The 19526-nt window shown below is 71.3% G+C and carries 15 protein-coding genes; 4 read left to right on the top strand and 11 right to left on the bottom strand.

The features are described from left to right. Positions 1-21: 21 nt before the first annotated feature. The 7 genes from ABIE67_RS10965 to ABIE67_RS10935 all read right to left on the bottom strand — a co-directional run bounded on the left by ABIE67_RS10965 (position 22) and on the right by ABIE67_RS10935 (position 9795). Positions 22-3882 carry a lipopolysaccharide biosynthesis protein gene (locus ABIE67_RS10965; protein WP_370256156.1) on the bottom strand — a complete coding sequence of 1287 codons (3861 nt, stop codon included), beginning with the start codon at positions 3880-3882 and terminating at the stop codon, positions 22-24. After that, complete coding sequence (locus ABIE67_RS10960) at positions 3875-4675, bottom strand: polysaccharide deacetylase family protein (protein ID WP_370256153.1); 801 nt, start codon at positions 4673-4675, stop codon at positions 3875-3877. The genes ABIE67_RS10965 and ABIE67_RS10960 overlap by 8 nt, the downstream gene beginning before the upstream one ends. Then, positions 4672-5703 carry a glycosyltransferase family 2 protein gene (locus ABIE67_RS10955; RefSeq protein WP_370256151.1) on the bottom strand — a complete coding sequence of 344 codons (1032 nt, stop codon included), beginning with the start codon at positions 5701-5703 and terminating at the stop codon, positions 4672-4674. Before ABIE67_RS10955 ends, ABIE67_RS10960 begins: the two co-directional genes overlap by 4 nt. Next, complete coding sequence (locus tag ABIE67_RS10950) at positions 5700-6521, bottom strand: glycosyltransferase family 2 protein (RefSeq protein ID WP_370256150.1); 822 nt, start codon at positions 6519-6521, stop codon at positions 5700-5702. The genes ABIE67_RS10955 and ABIE67_RS10950 overlap by 4 nt, the downstream gene beginning before the upstream one ends. A 393-nt stretch (positions 6522-6914) precedes the next feature. Next, entirely contained in the window at positions 6915-8012 is a 1098-nt protein-coding gene (locus ABIE67_RS10945; protein ID WP_370256148.1) for a GNAT family N-acetyltransferase, read from the bottom strand. Between the two features lies 1 nt (position 8013). Further along, complete coding sequence (locus ABIE67_RS10940; RefSeq protein WP_370256145.1) at positions 8014-8439, bottom strand: hypothetical protein; 426 nt, start codon at positions 8437-8439, stop codon at positions 8014-8016. A 150-nt stretch (positions 8440-8589) separates the two neighbouring features. Continuing rightward, a complete protein-coding gene (locus ABIE67_RS10935; protein WP_370256142.1) occupies positions 8590-9795 on the bottom strand; it encodes a S8 family peptidase in 1206 nt (401 codons plus the stop codon). 315 nt (positions 9796-10110) lie between these two features. Here ABIE67_RS10935 and ABIE67_RS10930 point away from each other — a divergent pair, with 315 nt between their 5' ends. Further along, entirely contained in the window at positions 10111-10920 is an 810-nt protein-coding gene (locus ABIE67_RS10930; protein WP_370256139.1) for an SGNH/GDSL hydrolase family protein, read from the top strand. Positions 10921-10924: 4 nt separating this feature from the next. Here the strand turns inward: ABIE67_RS10930 and ABIE67_RS10925 are convergent, their stop codons facing one another. The 4 genes from ABIE67_RS10925 to ABIE67_RS10910 all read right to left on the bottom strand — a co-directional run bounded on the left by ABIE67_RS10925 (position 10925) and on the right by ABIE67_RS10910 (position 17514). Next, the gene (locus ABIE67_RS10925; RefSeq protein ID WP_370256137.1) at positions 10925-12559 is read right to left on the bottom strand and encodes a serine/threonine-protein kinase; all 1635 of its coding nucleotides are present in this window, start codon (positions 12557-12559) and stop codon (positions 10925-10927) included. A 45-nt stretch (positions 12560-12604) separates the two neighbouring features. Then, the gene (locus ABIE67_RS10920; protein ID WP_370256136.1) at positions 12605-14266 is read right to left on the bottom strand and encodes a sulfite exporter TauE/SafE family protein; all 1662 of its coding nucleotides are present in this window, start codon (positions 14264-14266) and stop codon (positions 12605-12607) included. Further along, positions 14263-15798: a tetratricopeptide repeat protein gene (locus ABIE67_RS10915; protein WP_370256134.1), complete on the bottom strand. Its 1536-nt coding sequence runs from the start codon at positions 15796-15798 to the stop codon at positions 14263-14265. Before ABIE67_RS10915 ends, ABIE67_RS10920 begins: the two co-directional genes overlap by 4 nt. A gap of 177 nt (positions 15799-15975) precedes the next feature. Continuing rightward, positions 15976-17514: a DUF4331 domain-containing protein gene (locus ABIE67_RS10910; RefSeq protein ID WP_370256133.1), complete on the bottom strand. Its 1539-nt coding sequence runs from the start codon at positions 17512-17514 to the stop codon at positions 15976-15978. 230 nt (positions 17515-17744) lie between these two features. Between ABIE67_RS10910 and ABIE67_RS10905 the strand changes: the two genes are divergently transcribed. The 3 genes from ABIE67_RS10905 to ABIE67_RS10895 all read left to right on the top strand — a co-directional run bounded on the left by ABIE67_RS10905 (position 17745) and on the right by ABIE67_RS10895 (position 19495). Beyond that, positions 17745-18287, top strand: coding sequence for a sigma-70 family RNA polymerase sigma factor (locus ABIE67_RS10905; RefSeq protein WP_370256132.1), 543 nt, complete (start codon positions 17745-17747; stop codon positions 18285-18287). Next, complete coding sequence (locus ABIE67_RS10900) at positions 18284-19102, top strand: anti-sigma factor domain-containing protein (RefSeq protein ID WP_370256130.1); 819 nt, start codon at positions 18284-18286, stop codon at positions 19100-19102. Before ABIE67_RS10905 ends, ABIE67_RS10900 begins: the two co-directional genes overlap by 4 nt. 126 nt (positions 19103-19228) lie before the next feature. Next, positions 19229-19495 carry a hypothetical protein gene (locus ABIE67_RS10895; RefSeq protein WP_370256128.1) on the top strand — a complete coding sequence of 89 codons (267 nt, stop codon included), beginning with the start codon at positions 19229-19231 and terminating at the stop codon, positions 19493-19495. Positions 19496-19526: the final 31 nt, after the last annotated feature.

The raw sequence follows: 19526 nt of genomic DNA, 5'->3' as shown, positions 1-19526 counted from the left end.
ACCTCACCTCCGAGTGATCGTCTACTTGATCGTCAGGAACCGCTGCACCAGCGAAGCCAGCAGCACCGCCAGCAGCGGCAGCGAGAACCAGAAGCTGCTCTGCAGCCACCGCAGCTGCCGCACACTCGGCCGCATGGCCACCCGGACGATCTCGCGGGCCGTCAGCAGCACGATCAGCGCGACCGCCGCCAGACCCCCGACCACCGACCACGGCGTCCAGGTCACCTGCGGCCCGATCGGCCCCGGATCGGCCTTCGGGACCTCGCCCGCCGGCTGCTTCCTCAGCGCGTACATCGTCACGTCACTGTTGGCGAAGACCTTCTTCAGCTCCTGCCGCTCGTCCAGGTTCCGGATCAGCCGCGACTCCCAGGTCGCCGAATAGCCCACGTCCATCCGGAGATAGGTGACCTGACCGCGATTGATCATCAGATACGAGTTCGGGCCCGCGTCCTTGAGCGACTTGACCAGCCCCGACACCAGCACCGGGTCGATCGGCGCCAGCGTCGGCAGGTACTCCACCTTCTCCATGTCCCGCGAGCCCCACGGCATCGACGGCGTCACGACGTTCACGGTGTCGTCGCTCAGCCACAGCAGCCGCACCGTCGGATCGTCATGGGCGTACACGTACTCCATGGCGGCGACCTCGCCGGGCCGGATCCGCTCGAACGGCTCGTTGCCCCAACGGGCCACCAGGAACCCGCCCATGAGCACCAGGCCCGCCATCAGCGCGGCCAGCGGGGCGAGGCTCACCTTGTCCTTGTCGCGCTCCTTGGCGGTGACGCCGGTGCGCGGGAAGAGGGCGAGTCCGGCCAGCAGCGCCGCGCCGGGCAGGGCGAACATGAAGACCCGCAGCGCCATCTCGCCGCCGTACGACTGCATGCCGAAGCCCAGGAACGGCACGAAGGTGAGGACGAGCAGCGAGCGCTCGCGGTAGTGGTGGAAGCGCCGGCGCCACCAGCCCCAGCAGGCGAAGGCCATTACACCGCCGGCCAGCAGCACGCGCGTGTAGAGGACGAGCTTGTGGGTGGAGCTGCCGCCCTCGATACGGCCGGAGACGGAGGACGACACATTGCTGCCGACGCCGCCGACCCCGCCGAAGAGGTCGTCGAAGTGCCCCGACCAGTACGGCTCGGCCAGGAAGCCGATCCACACCGTCACCATCACGCCGAACAGGATGGGCAGGCCGCGCAGTTCCGACTTGCCGAGCAGGACGAGCCCTGTCAGCACGCCCAGCATCACGAACGGCGTGAGCTGGTGGGCCGGGACGCTCGCCGCGAACAGCCCGATGACGACCATCAGCAGTACGGCCTGCTGCCGTCGGTTCGCCGGCTCGACCTCGACCTCGCCGGGCCGCCGCTTCGTCCAGATCACGTGCGGCGCCCGGAACCAGACCAGCAGGATCGCCGCGAACACCAGGTACAGCAGATAGGTGAAGCCCTGCGGCGAGAAGTAGTCCTGGCCCACCCAGCCGCTGAGCACGAAGATCCAGATGCCGGTCCACCTGGCCCGCCAGCTCGCCCGCATGGAGCGCACCAGCAGGAACATCGGGACCAGGTAGAGGAGTTGCATGGCGAGCGGCCACCAGCGGATGACCTCGGTGAGGTCGCCGACCCCGCACGCCTTCGCGGCGAACGCGGCCACCGCGAAGAAACCCGGCCAGCTCCAGCGCGCGTCCAGGTCGGGCACGGCCGACCCGGTGCGGTCGATGTAGTCGAGGAAGCCGAGGTGCTGCCAGGCCGTCGCGAACCGCGGCTCGGTCTCGATCAGCGCGGGCAGGGCGTGCAGTGACACGACCGTCGCGAGCAGGGTGACCAGCAGCAGCGCCCGGTGCTCCCGGCCCAGCCACAGCAGCGAGGCGAACACCACCGCCAGCAGCGCGGCCCCCACCAGCGTGGGCAGCGGCAGCACGGAGATCAGCCCGAGCCCGCCCATCCCGTCCAGACCGGCCTCGCCGAGCCGCAGCGCGGGCACCCAGTACAGCAGCAGCGCGGCGACCAGCAGACAGCCCAGGACAACCCCGAGGCGAGTGGGCAGCAGCCGCTCACGCCAGGTCGGCGAGGGCGCGTCGGGCGGTCGTACGGCCTCTTCGTGCATGGGCGGCTCTTCCCGTACGGCACTCTCCCCCCGTACGACGGCCTCTTCCCGTACGGCAGCCTCCTCGCGTTCCTCCGGTACGGCCTCGTCGCCCCTGCCCGCGTCGAAGTCCGTCTCGAACGGCGCGTCCACCTCGGCGGGCCCGAGCGACGCCTCCGAGCCCGGCTCCCGCTCTTCGACCGGCAGCCCGACTTCCGGCTTGCGTGCCCAGGCCGGCCGGCGGTCCGAGTCCACGCGTACCGGCGGCGTGCCCGTGGGCGGAGTGCCCGGCCCCGGGCGGACGTCGGGCCGGCGGTCCAGGTGGTCGAAGTCGACGTGGATGCCGAGCGCGAGGGTGTCGGTGTCGAGCCCCCACCCGGGTCCCCGCTTGCGCGCCCCCTCGGGAACCTCGCGCGCCCCCAGGTCGGCGAGGTCGCCGTCGGGGGCCGCGTCCTCGGGGACCTCGGCCGAGGTCGCCCGCGCGGTCCGGTACAGCTTGGGCGCGGCGATGGCGACGATCACCGCGAGGGAGACGATCTCGGCGACGCCGGCACCGGTCAGGCCCATCCGGGGGAGCAGCAGCAGCGTCAGGCCGAGCACCGACGCGCACAGCATGCCCTGCAGCCAGGCCAGTCCGGCGGTACGGCTCTGGGCGCGCAGGACCGCGAAGTACGTCTCCATGACGACCCGCAGCAGCGCGCCGACCGCGAACCAGCGCAGCAGCGGGGTGGCCGCGTCCGCGTAGCCCTGGCCGAAGACGCCCAGGATCCAGGGCGCCCCGAAGAACAGGACCGTGGCGACCGGCACCATGATCCGCGCCATGCGCCTGAGCGCGGCCCGGGTGTTGGCGGCCAGCCGCCTCGGGTCGTGCGAGCCCTCGACCGTGAGGGAGGCGCCCATGTTGATGGCGAGCAGATTGACCGTGCCGCCGATCGTGGCCGTGATGTAGAAGTACGCGTTGTCCTCGGCGGAGACCTGCGCGGCCACGATCACCGGGATGAGATAGACCACGGCGAGGGAGAACAGCGAGCCGGTGTAGTCGCCCGCCAGGAACCTGCCGATCTCCCGCAGGGACGGCGGGCGCGTGTGCTCCTCGGTCGCCCGCACATGACGCGGCACCAGGCGTCGGAACACCAGCCAGCCCAGCGGCAGCACGGACACCGCGATCGCCGCGACCCACGACACGAAGACACCGGCGGTGGGGATCGCCACCGCGAAGGCCACCAGCAGGCCCAGTTTCACCGCGGAGAACACCGTGTTGCCGACCGGCACCCACACCGCGCGGCGCAGCCCGGTCAGCACGCCGTCCTGGAGTGTGAGCAGGTTCCAGGCGATGACGGCCACGACGAAGAAGAGCCCGTTGACCGGCCCGTTCAGGAACCGGTACGACGGCCCCCACAGGTCCAGCGTCAGCAGGAACACGCCCGCGGCCAGCGCCACCACCACACAACTGCCCGCGTACGTCCGGAAGACCAGGCGGCCGCTGTTGCGGCCCGCCACCGGGATGAAGCGGGCCAGCGCACCCGTCAGCGTGACCGCGGTCAGGCCCGCGAGGAACTTCATCGCGGCGATCGCGGCGGAGCCCTGGCCGACCGCGGACTCGGAGTAGTAGCGGGCGGCGGCCAGCCAGAACCCGAGCCCCAGCACGGCGGAGATGCCCGTGTTGATCATCAGGGCGTAGGCGTTGCGGAACAGCTGACTGCCCCCGGAGGGCCCGCCCATGCCGGGCAGGCGAAGCCGGCGCCCCGACTGCTCGGGCGCCGTCGCGTCGGTCGATGCGGGCTCGGTCGTGGTCGTCGTGTCAGACACGGGAACGGATGGCCTTCCGGCGGACCTGTCGGGCTCTGCGGACCACGGCGTACCCCTTGGTGAGGGCACGGTCCCTGGCGAAGGTGCGGACGATCGCGCGGCCCTCGACCATCCGCTGGAACTCCTCGACGCCCGTGGTGCGGCGCACGGTCAGGCGGGTGAGGGCGTACGGCCCCTGCCGGCGCCGTGCGAGGCCGTTGTTGACGGCGAGCGCCTGGGCGTACCCCGTCTCGTGCACCGCCGCACGCACCCGGCGGCTGGAATAGCCGTACGGATAGGCGAACGACGCCGGGACGGTGCCGAGTTCGTCGCTGATGATCTCCTTGCACAGGATCAGCTCGGAGCGCAGCCTGTCGTCCGGGAGCTGGTCGAGCTGCGGATGCGTGTGGCTGTGGCCGCCGATCTCGACGTCCGCCCCGGCGAGTTCGCGGACCTGGGCCCAGTCGAGCATGGTGTCCAGGCCGCCGCCGGTGTCGTGCGGGCCCTTGAGCCAGCCCGTGGAGACGAACACGGTGGCCGGGAAGCCGTGCTTGGCGAGCACGGGCAGGGCGTGCCGGTGCACGCCCTCGTAGCCGTCGTCGAAGGTGATCAGCACCGGCCGCTCCGGCAGCGGTCTGCCCGAGCGCCAGCGCGCCGCGAGATCGGCGGTCCGCACGGGCGTGAAACCCAGATCGCCGATCAGCGCCATCTGTTCCGCGAACGCCTCCGGCGCCACCGACAGGTCGCGGGTGGCGTCGTTCGGTGAGGTGGAGACGGCGTGGTACATGAGAATCGGTACGCGCGCGTCGCTCATCCGATGCCCCCCTCGCTGCCGGCTTCCCCCTCGCCGGCTTCCCTGTCGATCCCCGCGACCGAGTACGTAACGTCACCCCGCCGCGCCCGGACACTCCCCACGACGTACCCACCGGCCGCCGTCAGCACCCCCGCGACGATCGCGCCCGCCCGCCCCGCGCCGCCCCGCCGGGCCAGTACGGCATCCCGCAGCCCGCGCGCCACCCCGGCCGGCAGGACCCGGGTGGTGTACCTGCGTTCGGACTCAAGTCCCTTGTCGGCGCCCACACTTCGGGCCACGAGTGCCTTCGACAGGCCCTCGGCGTACGTCCGGGTCCGGAAGTATCCGAAGTGCTCACGCGCCTCGGGCACCCGGTGGTGGATCACCGCCCGGTCGTCGATCAGCAGCACGGCGTCCGGCCTGGCACGCGTCAGCCGGATACACAGCTCCGTCTCCTCGCAGCCCAGCGGCAACCGGTCGCCGTCGCGCCCGATGCCGGTCGCGAAACCGCCCGCGAAGTCGAACGCCGTACGCCGGAAGGAGGCGTTGCCGCCAAGGACGTTGCGCACCCTCACCCGGCCGCGCGGCAGGCCCCGGTAGGTGCAGCCGACGACCCAGTCGAACTCCTCCGGGAACCAGTCCGGCCGCCTCCCCGAGGCCCAGATCGGCTCCGTGCGCCCGCCGACGGCCATGACGTGCGGGTCGGCGTACCCGGCCGCGAAGTGCTTCAGCCAGTCGCGCTCGGCCACGGCGTCGTCGTCGAGGAACGCGACGACCTCGCCGTACGAGGCGGCGATACCCGTGTTGCGGCCGGCGGACAGGCCACGGGGGCCCGCGTTGGCGAGCACCCGCACCTCGGTCGTGCCTTCCTCGGACTCCTTGTACTCCTTGGTCAGCCGGTCCAGGAGCGCCGCGTTGTGGTCGACGACCAGCAGCGTCTCCAGGGCCGGATACGCCTGCGCCCGCACCGAGGAGACCGCCGCGAGAATGTCCTCCCAGCGGTCCTCGGTGTACACGCAGATCACGACGGAGATGTCGGGACCGCTCAAGACGCCTCTCCCCGGACCGAGTCGAGCATCGGGGAGGGGGTCCTGCGGCTGCGCAGCGCACGCCGGTTGGAGCGCTCCCGCAGGATCACCTTGAGCACCCGCAGCCCGTCCCGCACGGCCCGCAGATTGCTCGTGCCGTGGATGCGGAGGTACTCGTGGCTGGGGATCTCCTGCACCTTCAGTCCCGCCTTGACGACCCGGATGTTCATCAGGGTCTCCACCTCGAAGCCGGTGCAGTCGAGTTCGATCTTGTCCAGGCAGTGCCGCCAGAACGCGTTGTACCCGTAGCAGAGGTCGGTGTAGCGGGCTCCGAACTTGCGGTTGACGGCCGTGCACAGCGCCCAGTTGCCGAGCTTGCGGATCGGCGTCATGTCGTCCGTGCCGCCGCCGTTGGCGAAACGGGACCCCTTGGCGAAGTCCGCGCCCGAGACCAGGGCGGAGACGTACGACAGGATCTCGTTGCCGTCGGCCGAGCCGTCCGCGTCGACCATCACGATGATGTCGCCGGTGGCCGCCTCGAACCCGGTGATCAGGGCATCTCCCTTGCCCCTCCCGCGCTGCCGCACGACCTTCACGTCCGGCCACAGCTCACGGGCCACTTCGACGGTGTTGTCGGTGGAGTTGCCGTCCACCAGGACCACTTCGTGTATCCAGTGCGGGAGTGTCTTGAAGACGTACGGAAGGTTCTCCGCCTCGTTCATGGCCGGGATCACCACGCTCACCGGTGGCGCGATGGCCAGGTGCGAGGAGACGGGCCGGTACTTGCCGGCTGTGGACGGACCTTGGTCCGCGATGGCCGGGCGCAGCACAGAGCTCATGAGTCTGATCCCTCTCGTCCGGTGGACCGCCCGCCCCTGGGCGGCCCGGTATTTTGTCCGGTTCGAAAGGGGGGTATCTCACCTGCGGCACGGCCGAATGGATCTCCGTGCACGCATGGTGAGCTGGCATGTCTGGCCGGCCACCCATAAACGGCAGCCGGTCGCGCGGCACGACTCGGTCACAAGTGCGGACACCGTCACCGAGTACCCCCCTACCGCGCCCCGCGCCGGGACCGCCTGCGGTCTTGAGCCCTCCCCTAGAGCCGCTTGCTGACAGTCCGATGCGGGTGAGATGTACGACGGTATTGATGATTGAGCCTGTATGGCAAGAGCTGGAACGAGCTCTCACGTTTTTGTTGGGTTTGGCCGTAACCGGCCCTGTTGTGTCGGCCGTTACGGCCCTGCCGAGCGGATCTTCCCCATGCGTTTGAGGAGGCGGTCCGCCGGTTCGAACAGCTCCGGCCGTGCCTGCACGGCGTTGCGCAGCGCCCGGACCGGGGCACGCCGTGCCCGGTGTCCGAACGCGACCGGGTGACGCCGGGTCACCCACCCCTCCGACACCGTCAGCTCGCGTGTCTTCAGGGAGTCCTTGTACTCCTTCTGGCCCCGCCCGAGGTCCAGGTAGGCGATGCCGTCGGCGGCGGCGGCCTCGGCCATGCGCAGATGCAGGACCAGGCCCGGCGAGTACTTCGAGAACGCCGGGTCGTAGGCCGGGAACCAGCACGCCAGCACCCGCTCGCCGCGCAGCCCGAAGTGCGCGGCGATCGGCTTGCCACCCGCGTACAGCACCGACAGGATCCCCGCGAACGGATCCGAGCGGGTGTGGAACAGCTGCTCGACGAGCAGGGTGATCCACTCGTGCGCGAAGCGGTCGCTGCGCCCCGTCCTGCGGTACTGCGCGGACTTCCACGCCATCAGCGTGCGCAGGGCCGCCGGATCGCGCTCGTCGTGCACATACCGCACGCCGTCGTGGTCCCGGCCCAGCTTGCGCTCCTTGGCGAGCGTCGACTTCGTGAACTTCGGTGACCGCTCCCGGAGTTGGCCCAGATACGCCTCGTACCCCTGGTCGATGTCCATGACCGGGGACGGGAACGTGCCGGAGGTCTCCGCCTCGAACGCCGCCTGGCCCTCCACCAGGTGGTCGAACTCCCATACGGCGAGCCCGCACGCCTTCAGCAGCTCCCGGGCGTCCCAGGTGAACCCGGGCCGGTGCACGACCCCCTGGGCGTCCGAGACGCCGAGCCCGATGGCCCGGCCCACGCCGGCCGCCGTGCGCTGGAAGGGGAAGAACGCGGCCGGTTCGCCGCGCTCCCGTACGACCGCGATCCGCACCCCGCGCCGGCAGCGGCCGACGGCGAGCGCGAACTCGGGTGAGAGAAAGGGGTTGCCCAGCTCGGGCGAACCCTGCAGATGGGCCTTGGACTGCAAAGAGGTCCATGCCGCCCGGTCGGCGGAGCTGAGCTCGCCGGGGCGGTACACGCTGATGTCCACGTCAGGGAGTCCGCCTTCGCGTCGTGCGGCCGCGCAGCCGCCGCACCAGAGCCAGCAGGAGAATGAGGGCGCTGATCGCGGTCACGGCCACGATCCCGCCGGGCACCGACCACCGGTGCACGGCCAGCATGCCCTGGGCCACCAGCATGTTGACGACGACCGCGCCCGCCACGGCGGCCACGGTCCGGCCGAAGGGATCCAGCCCGCGCAGCGCGGCGGCGATCGCGCCGGCCGGCGCCGCGAGCAGGAAGAACAGAGTGAACGGGCCGCGCAGCGGCGAGTCGGACCCGACCAGCGCGAGCACCGCGCCGAGTCCCCCCACAGCCGTCGCGGCGCCCGCGAGCAGCGGCGTCAGGTCCCTCCCCGGTCCTGGCCGCGCACGCTCGGCGTCATGAGACGCAGCTGTCTTGATACGTATGGTCTGCATTGGCGACTTTGCCCCCCGAAGCGCCGGATGCCGGGCTTCAATGTGGCTCAGCTCCGTGGGGGCCGTCAAGACGTCCCCCGGAACAGGACGTTCCCCGGAGACGGCGGTCGTCTCCGGGGAACAGTGGGGTTCACATCGTGCGCTGGGCTGTTACGGCACGAGCTTCAGGAGCCGGTTGGGCGAGCCGGTGCCGGGGCTGGTGACCGCGTTGGTCGTGGCGCCGCCGGTCAGGGCCGAGGCGACCGCGGCCGGGGTGGCCGAGGTGTGGCCCGCCAGGTAGACCGCGGCCGCGCCCGCGACGTGCGGGGTCGCCATCGACGTACCGGAGATGGTGTTCGTCGCGGTGTCGCTGGTGTACCAGCCCGCCGTGATCGAGGAGCCGGGGGCGAAGATGTCCAGGACCGAGCCGTAGTTGGAGTAGCTGGCCCGGGCGTCGGAGCTGGTGGTGGCGCCGACCGTGATCGCCTCGGTGACACGGGCGGGGGAGTACGAGGAGGCGTTGGCGCTGCTGTTGCCGGCCGCGATGGCGTAGGTCACGCCGCTCGCGATGGAGTTGCGGACGGCCGTGTCCAGCGCGGTGGAGGCGCCGCCGCCCAGCGACATGTTGGCGACCGAGGGACCGGAGTGGTTGTTGGTCACCCAGTCGATGCCCGCGACCACGCCCGCGGTGGTGCCGGAGCCCGCGTTGTCGAGCACGCGTACGGCCACGATGTTCGCCTTCTTGGCGACGCCGTAGGTGGTACCCGCGATCGTGGTGGCCACATGGGTGCCGTGGCCGTTGCCGTCGGAGGCGGTGGTGTCGCCGTCGACCGCGTCGTAGCCGTAGGAGGCACGGCCGCTGATCTGCTGGTGCGTGATGCGGACCCCGGTGTCGATGACGTACACCGTCACGCCGCTGCCCGCGGTGTCCGGGTAGGTGTAGGTGCCGGAAAGCGGAAGCGAGGTCTGGTCGATGCGGTCCAGGCCCCAGGGGGCGCTGGACTGCGTGGCGTCCATGTGCACGCGCTGGTTCTGCTCGACGGAGGCCACGGCCGGGTCGGCGGCGAGTCTCTTGGCCTCGGTCGCGGAGAGGGTGGCGGTGTAGCCGTTCAGCGCCTTGGTGAACGTCCTTTTCACCGCGCCGCCGTACTCCTCGACCAGGTCTTTCCCGGCGGCCGAGGACGCCTTGAGGCCGGCACTCTTCTTGAGCGTGACGATGTAGCTGTCCTTGATCGCCGTGGGGGAGCCGGCGGCCAGGACCTTGCCCTCGGCCGGGGTGGCCTGGGCGGGCAGGGACGTGAGTCCGCCGACGAGGGCGGCGGTCGCCAGGCTGGTTATCGCGGCGAACCGGAACTTCTTGCTACGCAGTTGTGCCATTACGAGGGAGTCCTCCTCTTGGCGGCGCGCAAGGGTGGTGCGCGCACATGTGGGGGGTGCGTGCGGGGGGCGCACGCACGGCCCGGAACGTCGCGTTCCCGTTCCGGGCCGAGGTAAAGGATCCGTGCTCCCGCAGTGAAGGACAAGGGAGTTGACGACCTGTCAACGGTCCTGTCATGAACACGAAATCAAACCCACAGTGAACCCACAGGGTGAGGTCCGCGATGGCCTGAAAAGTCTTGGCATGGACACTTCCCGTCAACACGCGTAGTTGGTACGACGGTTACAGCAGAGATCCTGCTATAGGGAGGTTCCATGAGACGTTCCCGACTTTCCGCATACGTCGCCTCACTCCTCCTCGCCGTCGGCACCGCCCTCACCGGTGCGGCCACCGCGCAGGCCACCGACACCGCCGCGATCGGCGGCTATGTGGCCCTCGGCGACTCCTACTCCTCCGGCCTCGGCGCGGGCAGTTACCTCAGCGCCAGCGGCGACTGCAAGCGCAGCACGAAGGCGTACCCGTACCTCTGGGCCGCCGCGAACTCACCCTCGTCCTTCGACTTCACTGCTTGCTCGGGCGCTCAAACGGGTGATGTCACCGCCAGTCAGCTCGGCCCGCTCAGCTCCGCCACCGCACTCGTGTCCATCTCGATCGGCGGCAACGACGCCGGATTCGCCGACATCATGACGACCTGTGTGCTCCAGGGCGACAGCGCCTGCGTCTCCCGTATCAACACCGCCAAGGCGTTCGTCGACTCGACGCTCCCCGGCAGGCTCGACACCGTCTACACCGCCATCCGGACCAAGGCCCCGTCCGCCCAAGTGGTGGTGCTCGGCTACCCCCGCTTCTACAAGCTGGGCGTGTCGGGGTGCATCGGCCTCTCCGAGACCAAGCGGAGGGCGCTCAACGAGGCCGCCGACCACATCGACGCCGCGGTCGCGAAGCGCGCCGCGGACCACGGCTTCACCTTCGCCGATGTACGGCCCGCCTTCACCGGGCACGAGCTGTGCTCCGGCAGCTCGTGGATGCACGCCGTGAACTGGCTCAACATCCCGGAGTCGTACCACCCGACGGCCGCGGGCCAGTCGGGTGGATATCTGCCGGTGCTGGACGCCGTGGCCTGAAGTCCTAGGCGCCCGGCGACTCGGTAGGCGTTGGCGAGACCCCGTCCGTCGGGGTCTCCGTCACACAAGTCACCGAGAACGGCACCGAGTCGGACTTCGTCTCCACCGGATCGCGGACCTCGACGCTGATCTCGCTCTCGAACGTCCCGCTGTCGTCGTACGTCGTCACGAACGCCCTGTCCTGCTTGGTTCGTCCGCCCCCCTCCGGGAACGACAGGGTCTTCCACCCCTGGTCCATGACGTCGCCGTCCTTCGACACCCAGCGATAGCTGACCTGCGCCGGCAGCCGCCCCACCGTGAACGTCGCCGTGAAGGCGGGGGCGTCGCCGCTCGGCGGCGGACACGCCCCGGAGTACTCGGTGTCGGAGCCCGTCAGCGACACCCGCACGGACTGCGGCGGGGGAGTCGTCGTACGGCTGCTGCTCGGGCTGGGCGTCGGGCTCCGGCCACCCCCGCTCGCGCTCTCGTCCTCGCTCGCGCTCTCGGTCGGCGAGGTCCCGCCAGTGGTCTGCGAGGTGGTGCTCTCGCCGCCCGCCTTCCCGCCGTTGTCGTCCTCGCGGTTGAGCAGGGCGTAGGTCAGTCCCGCCACGGCCAGTGCGAGGGCGGTGACGCCCGCGATCAGGACGACACGGGCGCGGCGGTCGCGGTCGGGGCGGACGGGGGCGGTGTCCCGGTCGGGAGCGGCCGCCGGAGCCTGCCGGGTCGGTCCGGGCGGCGGGACCGGAGCCGTCGGCGCGGTCTCCGAGGGCGTCGGAAACGCCGCGAACGTCGGGGTGTAGGGAGTCGCCCCCACGGCGTCCGCGCGCGGCGTCCCTCCCGCCCCGATGATCCGCAGGTCCTGCTCGGCCCGGTCGGCCGGCAGCCGCTCGGCTGGGTTCTTGCGCAGCAGCCCCTCGATGACAGGGGCGAGCGGACCGGCCCGGCGGGGTGGCGGCAGCTCCTCGTCGACGATCGCGCGCAGGGTGCTGAGCGGGGTGTTCTGGCGGAACGGCGAGTTGCCCTCCACGGCCGCGTAGAGGAGGACGCCGAGAGACCACAGGTCGGACTCCGGCCCGGGCGTGCGGCCCAGCGCCCGCTCCGGGGCCAGGAACTCGGGGGAGCCGATGACCTCGCCGGTCATCGTCAGCGCGGAGCTGCCCTCGACCATCGCGATACCGAAGTCGGTGAGGACGACCCGGCCGTCGTTCGACATCAGCACATTGGCGGGCTTCACGTCCCGGTGCAGCACCCCGGCCTCGTGCGCGGCCCGCAGCGCGGCCAGCACCTCGGCACCGATGTGCGCGACGCGCTGCGGGCTCAGCGGGCCCTCCGCGTCCAGCAGCTCGGCCAGCGAGATACCGCGGACCAGCTCCATGACGATCCAGGGCCGGCCGTCCTGTGTGGCCACGTCGTACACCGTCACGACATTGCGGTTGGCGACCCGCGCCGCCGCCCACGCCTCGCGCTCCAGCCGGGCGTACATCCGCTCGACCTCCGAGGCCGCCAGCCCGTGCGGCGCCCGCACCTCCTTGACGGCGACCTCGCGGTGCAGCAGCTCGTCGCGGGCCCGCCACACCGTGCCCATGCCGCCCTCGCCGAGCGGGGACAGAAGGCGGTAGCGGCCCGCGATCAGACGTTCACTGCCAGGTTCTTCGGACACGGGCGTCCCCCATTCGCATCCGTGCGCATTCTCCACAAAAGTAGCTCAGTTGAGTGCGGATGCCGCCCCCTGGAGAACCAATCCGGCTCCGATCAGTACGACGAGCACCGCGGATCCCAGTGGTGCGGTCCGGCGGACGAAGACCGTCAGGGGGTGGGCCGTCCAGCGGGGCTGCCTGTCCAGCACCCGCGTCACTCCGGTACCCAGCCGTACGACGGCGAACCCGGCCGCGGTGAGCGTGAGCGCGAGCCCGACGCCGTACGCGACGACGAGCAGCAGCCCGAACCACGCCTTCCCGAGCGCCGCCGCGCCGACGAGCACGACGACCGCGGACGGACTGGGCACGAGCCCGCCGGCGAAGCCCAGGAGGATCGTGCCGCGGAGGGTGGGGGTCGTGGAGTGGGTGTGGGTGACGCCGTTGTGGGTGTGGGTGAGGGGGCCGTGGGTGTGGGTGGGGGTGCGGCTGTGATCGTGCTCGTGGTGCCCGTGCTCGTGGTGGTGGCTGTGGTCGTGGGCGTGGCCCCGCGTGGGGGCGGGGGCCTCCGCTGCGGAGTGGGTGTGCGCGGCGACCAGGACCGGTTGGCGCTCGTTGGCGTGGTCGTGCCGGTGGGCGTGATCGTGCGTGGGGGCATGGTCGTCGTGCCCGTGCCCGTGCCCGTGCCCGTGCCCGTGCTTGCGGACGTGCCAGGCGCGTCGTACGAGCGTCGCGCCCGCCGCGATCACCAGGGCGCCGCTCGCGATGCCCAGCCAGGTGATCACCGACGGTGCCGCCGCCGAGCCGGCCGTGACCAGGACGCCCAGGGCGACCACGCCCAGGGTGTGCGTGACCGTCACCGAGGCGGCCAGGGGCAGGACGTCCTTCATGCGGGCCCGGCCGCCGCGCGCCGCGGCCACCGCGGCCATCAGGGTCTTGCCGTGGCCCGGGGCGAGCGCGTGCAGCGCGCCGAGGAAGATCGCGAGAACCAGGGCGAGGGCGGCGAATCCGACGGTCAGGTCCTGGCGGGAGACCAGGCCGTCCAGGGCCCGCGTCCAGCGGTCGGCGCCGCGCGGGAGGACGGAGGCGGCGGGGGTGTCCTGTGCCGCCTCGGCGAGGGCCGGTCCACCCGGGCGCACCCGCAGGGACGCGCTCTTGGTGTCGGCCGGTGAGGAGAGCAACTCCCCTGGATATTCGGTCAGTTCGCGGGACACCGACTCCTTCGGTACGTCCGACGCGGCGAGCGTCATACGGTCCCCGCGTGCCGTGATCTCCCGCCAGCCGGGGCCGGATTCGGCGCCCGCGCCGCGGAAGCCCAGGGCGACCGTGGCGCCCTCGGGGAGCGCCGCCGTCAGCCGGCACTCCACGCGGAGGGTGTCGAGCCCCGCCTGACCGGGCCGCACGCGCGCGTGGCTGCTGTGCAGCGTCAGTTCGACCGTACGGCCGTCCACGGTGACCTCGCTGCCCCGCCCGGCGTCCTCGCACCGCTGCCGGGCCCACGCCGTCATGCCCGCCTTCGCGATGTCCGGCTCGGCCTGGGTCGCCGGGATCTCCGCGAGGTCCTCCACATGGTGGACGCGCAGTTCGCCGGGGGCGGCGACGAGGCCGTCGTAGCGGTTGACGGTGAAGTTGCCCAGGGGGTGCGCGCTCGCGGAGCCGGCGGGCAACAGCGTGAGCGCGCAGGTCGTCGTGAGGACGGCCGCGGCGGAGGCGAACAGCCGACGGGGGGTCACTTGGCCGCCTCCAGGTCCTTGAGTGCCGTACGGGCTTCGCGGGCGCCCAGCGGTGAGAAGCCGGGGTTCAGCTTCAGCGCGGCCCGCAGGTGTTCGCGGGCGTCCTCGGCGTGGCCCGTGGCGCGCTCGATGATCCCGCGGTGGTAGAGGAACGCGGCGTTGCGGTAGCCGGTGGCCGTGGCCCTGCGGGCGTACGGGAGGGCTTCCTCGTCCTTGCCGTTGACGTGCAGCGCCCAGGCGAGGGCGTCCGCGGTGTGCACGGTCTGCCGGCGGTCCCACTCGGCGCGGGCGGCGCGCAGCGCGGAGGCCTTGTCGCCGTGGTCGGCGGCCGCGAGGGCGGTGTCGAGGTCGGCGTTGACGCCGTTGGCGCGGGCGAGGGCCGTCCAGGCGTCGACCAGGGCGTACTGGTCGTCGGCCTTGACCTGGTCGCCGGCCGCCTCGTACAGCTCGCCGAGTTCGACGAGCGGACCGGGGAGGGGGTAGCGGGTGGCGACGTCCTTCAGGCCCTTCAGCGCGCCGGCCCGGTCGCCGCTCGCGGCCTGCGCTCGGGCGCGGCCTTCGAGGGCGGGGACGTAGTTCTCGTCGGCGGCGAGGGCGCGGGCGTAGTGGGTGAGTGCGGTGTCGTAGTCGCCCTGGTTCCAGGCGAGTTGGCCCAGCTGGGTGGCGACGTAGGTGATGTCGCCGGGAGTGGTGGCGGTGGACAGCGCCTGTTCCAGCACCCGCTCGGCCGTCCGTACGTCGCCGCGCAGTTCCCGCACATACGCGTACCGGGTGAAGACCGGGATGCCCGGGCGGCGGTCGTCGGCCGTCCTGGCGGCCTCGGCGGCGTCGGCGTAGCGGCCGAGTTCGACGAGGGCGTCGGTGCGGGTGCACAGGGCGCGTTCGCTGTAGGGGTTCACCTTCAGCGCCCGGTCGGCGTACTTCAGGGCGTCCCCGAAGTCGTGCCGGGCGGCGGCGAGGGCGGCGCGGCCGGCGAGAGCCTGGTCGTTGTCGGGGCTCAGCTCCAGTGATCGTTCGAAGGCCTGCTCGGCCTGGGGGTAGCGGGAGGGGTCGCCCTTGGTGCGGGCCTGCTCGACGTAGGCCAGCCCCAGGGTCGCCCAGCCGGTGAAGTCCCTCGGCTGGTCGCGGAGGTGCGCCTGGAGGGAGGAGATACCCGTGTCGAGGTCGCCGGTCGCGAGGAGGCCGGGGGAGACGGCGGCTGAGGCGGGGGTGACGCTCTGGCCGTTGTTGTCGCGGGCTGCGCTGAGCGCCATGGATCCGGCGGTGAGGGCCATGGCGAGCAGGGCGGAACATCCGGCCAGGTGGAGCCCCCTGCTGCGGCGGGCGGCCGCGGCGACACGTCGTAGGGCGGCGACGCGCTGCTCACGGGCTTCGTCGCCCCCGCCGCCCCTACCCGTCCCATCCTGAAGGGGCTCCGCCCCTTCGACCCCGCGAGGGGGCTCCGCCCCCTGGACCCCCGTCGGCCTGAACGGCCTCGTCCTCAAACGCCGGCCGGGCTGCTGGGATGCGCTGTCGTTCGTCCGCGGGGCCATGCCCTCTCCTCGATCGGCTTGCCGGCAAAGGCTGTTGTCGCATGCGGCGGCGCGGCCCGCGCCGTGGGGGATGAGTACTTCGCGGGCCGCGCCAGTCAGGGGCGCGGGGAACTGCGCGACCAGCCACGACGGTCCCGCAGACGATCGACGGCATATCGCGCACTCCCCGCGGAGCGTCTAGTACGCCCGGTCCCGCATCCGGCGCCACCACATCAGGGCCCCGCCGATCAGCAGGATCCCCAGCGCGCCGGCGCCGGCCGAACCGGCGATCAGGGTCGTGTCATCCATGCCGGAGGCACCCGCGCCCGCCGGCTGGAGCGCGTCGCCGAGCTGGCTGCGGACGTCGGTCTCGCCGTCCGTGCCCTTGGCGAGCGGGCCGCGGGAGCCCTCGGTCGGCAGGGCGACGTACGGGAAGGCCTTCTCGAAGTCCTTGTCGTTCTTGTCGACGGCGTCGCCCAGGTCGTTCTTGGCGCCCAGCAGTTCACCCTCGACGACCTGGAGCGAGGCGTCGATCACGTCGTCGGTGAGGCGACGGCCGTTCGGGAAGCCCGCGTTGTCGCCGTCGAGGACACCGAGCCGCTTGGGCTTGGCCGTGGGCTCGATCGAGGTGTTCAGGCGCAGCATCTCCGACGGTGTCACGTGCGGCGGCTGGTTCAGGCCCTTCACACCCTTGAGGAAGACGTCCACCAGGTCGTTGCGCGGCTCGTCGGGCGCCGGGATCTTGTAGATCGCCTCGATGAGCTTCGGCAGCTCGGGGTTGGTGACGTTCTTCAGGAACTGGGCGTCGTCCCAGGGCGCGGACGCGTTGAACTTGTCCTTGTCCTTGAGGGGGTTCACGACCTCGTTGACCAGGGGGCTGCCGAGGCGCGAGACCTGCTCGAAGTGGCCCTGCGCGTTCTTGCGCTGGGTCGTCGACCAGATGCCGACGACGGGCTGGTCCGACGACTCGGTGATCATGTGTGTCGGGACCTGGAGGGCGATGGAGTTGACGTTGTAGCCCTTGAGCGTGTCGTTTCCGACCTCGGAGAGGTTCCCGCCGTAGAGGAGGTCGAAGACCCGCAGGTCGAGGAAGAACGGGTCGTCGGCCTGCCCGGCGAACGACGTCGCGTCGCCCGCGAGCTTGTGCACGGCCTGCTCGCGCAGCTTGGCGTAGTCCGGCATCGACGCCTTGCCGACGTTCGACGGGGCCACCGGCACGTCGTTGGCGACCTTCGTCTTCGACACCGGGTACTGGTCCTTGAGCTTGATCAGCTCGATGTCGTACGTCTGCGTGATGTTGAGGTCCTTGTCGTCCAGGCTCTCGACCGGACCGGTGTTGTACAGGAACGTCTTCTTGTTCCTGATGTGCGTGTCGAAGGTGAAGCGGTAGAGCAAGTCGCCCTGTGCGTCACCGTTGTTGTCGATGTGGATGTCGTACTGCGCGTCCTCGGCGAACGTGAAGAAGTTCGGTCCGCCGGCCGGTTCCTCGAAGGGGATCCAGTTCCCGATGATCGTCGTCGTGTCCGGCTTGTCCGGGCTGACGAACGCGTACACGTCCGTGTTGTCGTACTGCGGTGTCCCCGAGATGAGCGGAGCCTCCCGGTGGCTGGAGGCGGAGGCCGCCCCCGGTTCCAGCGCGGTCACGCCGGCGGCTGCGAGCCCCCCGGCGGCCAGCGCACCACACACAAGGGTCGCGAGGCCCCTGCGCCCCGCACCGCTCCTGGAATTAGGTGTCATGCCGTCCGTCCTCAGTGCCAACTTGCCTGACGAACCCGATTCGGAGCCGTCGCCAGGGTGGATTGGTCGAATCCCAAGCGTTCTTACGGCGGAACTGGAAAGTTGTTTCATCGCCGGGCGACCCGCGTTTTCGGCCCGCTGATCCGTAACCCCATCCGGAGGTGGGTTCGTTGCGAATGCCTCGCGGGACGAGACGGCCGCGCTGCGGTCTGACTGGAGGGGGAGACGAGTTGGAGGCGGACGAGCTGCTGGTGCTCGTGGCGGGCGGTGACCAGAAGGCGTTCGAGGAGCTGTACGGGCTGGTCTCCGGGCCGGTGTACGGGCTCGTGCGGCGTGTGCTGCGCGACCCCGCCCAGTCCGAGGAGGTGGCCCAGGAAGTGCTGCTGGAACTGTGGCGGTCCGCGGCGAGGTTCGACCCGCGACGGGGAAGCGCCCTGTCGTGGGTCCTCACCCTCGCCCACCGCCGTGCCGTCGACCGGGTGCGCAGTGCCCGCGCCGCCGGCGAGCGCGAGCAGCGCGAGGCGCTCCGCGCGAACCACCCGGCCTTCGACCAGGTCGCCGAGGAGGTCGAGGCCGGTCTCGAACGCGAGTGGGTGCGCATCTGCCTCGACCGCCTCACCGCCCTGCAACGTCAGTCCGTCACTCTCGCCTACTACGACGGCTACACCTACCGTGAAGTGGCCGAGCGGCTGTCCCTGCCGCTGGGCACGGTCAAGACCCGGATGCGCGACGGACTCACCCAGCTGCGCAAGTGCCTGGGAGGTGCCGCATGAGCATCGCCGACCGCCTCCTCGGCCGCGGGGACCTGCACTCCCTCGCCGCCCCCTACGCCCTCGACGCCCTGGAACCCGCCGAGCGCCACCGCTTCGAGAAGCACCTGAAGAGCTGCGACAGCTGCGCCGCCGAGGTGCGTGCCCTGTCCGAGGACGCCGTCCGGCTCGCCTGGTCGGCGGCCGCCCCGCCGCCGTCCGCGATGCGCGACCGGGTCCTGGCCGCCGTACGCACGACTCCGCAGGAGGCGCCCGGGCGGGAGACGGCACGCGCGCGTGCGCCCCAGCTGCCGCCGCATGTGTGGGGCACCCAGCCGCCGCCGCGCTCGCGTGCGTCCAGGCCGCGCCTCTTGCTCGTGCCGTTCGCCACCGCCACGGCCGCCGCGGCCCTCGTCGTCGCCTCCCTCTTCGCCGTCCAGGCGAACAGGACGCAGGAGCAGCTGGACGCCCAGCGGGCTCAGGCAAGTGAGATCGCTAACGTTCTCGCGGCACCCGACGCCCGGGCGACGGCCGGCGAGGACGCGGAGGGCCGGACGATCGGAGTGGTCGCCTCCGCATCGAAGGGGCGCGCGATCGTCACTCTGCGCGGATACGGCGGGTTGCCGAGCGGCCGGGTGCACCAGCTCTGGCTGATGCGCCCCGATGTGCAACCACGCTCCCTGGGCCTCTTCGACGGCGACACGCCCTTGATCGCGTCCGGTCTCGACAAGTCGGCGGCGTCACTGGCTGTTACCGTCGAGCCCGACGGGGGGTCACCGCAACCGACCAGCCAGCCCGTTGTCCAACTCGCCCTGAAATCGGTTGGATTCGGAGAGTAATCAAGGATGGGTCGTCAACACCCTTACGGGGAAGGTGAATCCTGTGACCGCGATACACGCGTGCCCCACCGGGGCGATAGGGTTAACCTGCCCGGGCCGGGTGGACTCGTACGGGTGGGGAGTGACATGGATCAGATAACAGTGCGCAGCAGGGCGAGGGTCCCTGCGATCACCTGCGGGAGCAGCGCGACCAGTTCGCGTCTCGACCGCCATCTCTCGGTGCTGGCGGGGCCCGCCGTGCCGCAGAGGGAAGCGGCCGAGGCGACCTCACTGATGCGTGAGCTGACCAGTCGTGACACCACGCAGCGCAGTGACCGGGGTGCGCGGGTCCGCCGCGTCTCGCTCTTCGCTCCGCTGCGCCGGCTCCGCCGTTCGCTGTTCGGCGGACGCTGAGTCGCACCGGCGACCCTCGAACCGACCTTTG

It is taken from the genome of Streptomyces sp. V4I8 (assembly GCF_041261225.1).
Classification (GTDB): domain Bacteria; phylum Actinomycetota; class Actinomycetes; order Streptomycetales; family Streptomycetaceae; genus Streptomyces.
The sequence above is the reverse complement of the archived record's forward strand: the minus strand, read 5'-3'. Positions and strand labels throughout refer to the sequence as shown.

What these genes read in the sequence shown, in the direction of transcription:
- ABIE67_RS10960 (WP_370256153.1), bottom strand. Translation starts at nt 4,675, where the DNA reads ATGAGCGACGCGCGCGTACCGATTCTCATGTACCACGCCGTCTCCACC.
- ABIE67_RS10950 (WP_370256150.1), bottom strand. Translation starts at nt 6,521, where the DNA reads ATGAGCTCTGTGCTGCGCCCGGCCATCGCGGACCAAGGTCCGTCCACA.
- ABIE67_RS10940 (WP_370256145.1), bottom strand. Translation starts at nt 8,439, where the DNA reads ATGCAGACCATACGTATCAAGACAGCTGCGTCTCATGACGCCGAGCGT.
- ABIE67_RS10935 (WP_370256142.1), bottom strand. Translation starts at nt 9,795, where the DNA reads ATGGCACAACTGCGTAGCAAGAAGTTCCGGTTCGCCGCGATAACCAGC.
- ABIE67_RS10930 (WP_370256139.1), top strand. Translation starts at nt 10,111, where the DNA reads ATGAGACGTTCCCGACTTTCCGCATACGTCGCCTCACTCCTCCTCGCC.
- ABIE67_RS10915 (WP_370256134.1), bottom strand. Translation starts at nt 15,798, where the DNA reads ATGGCCCCGCGGACGAACGACAGCGCATCCCAGCAGCCCGGCCGGCGT.
- ABIE67_RS10910 (WP_370256133.1), bottom strand. Translation starts at nt 17,514, where the DNA reads ATGACACCTAATTCCAGGAGCGGTGCGGGGCGCAGGGGCCTCGCGACC.
- ABIE67_RS10900 (WP_370256130.1), top strand. Translation starts at nt 18,284, where the DNA reads ATGAGCATCGCCGACCGCCTCCTCGGCCGCGGGGACCTGCACTCCCTC.
- ABIE67_RS10895 (WP_370256128.1), top strand. Translation starts at nt 19,229, where the DNA reads ATGGATCAGATAACAGTGCGCAGCAGGGCGAGGGTCCCTGCGATCACC.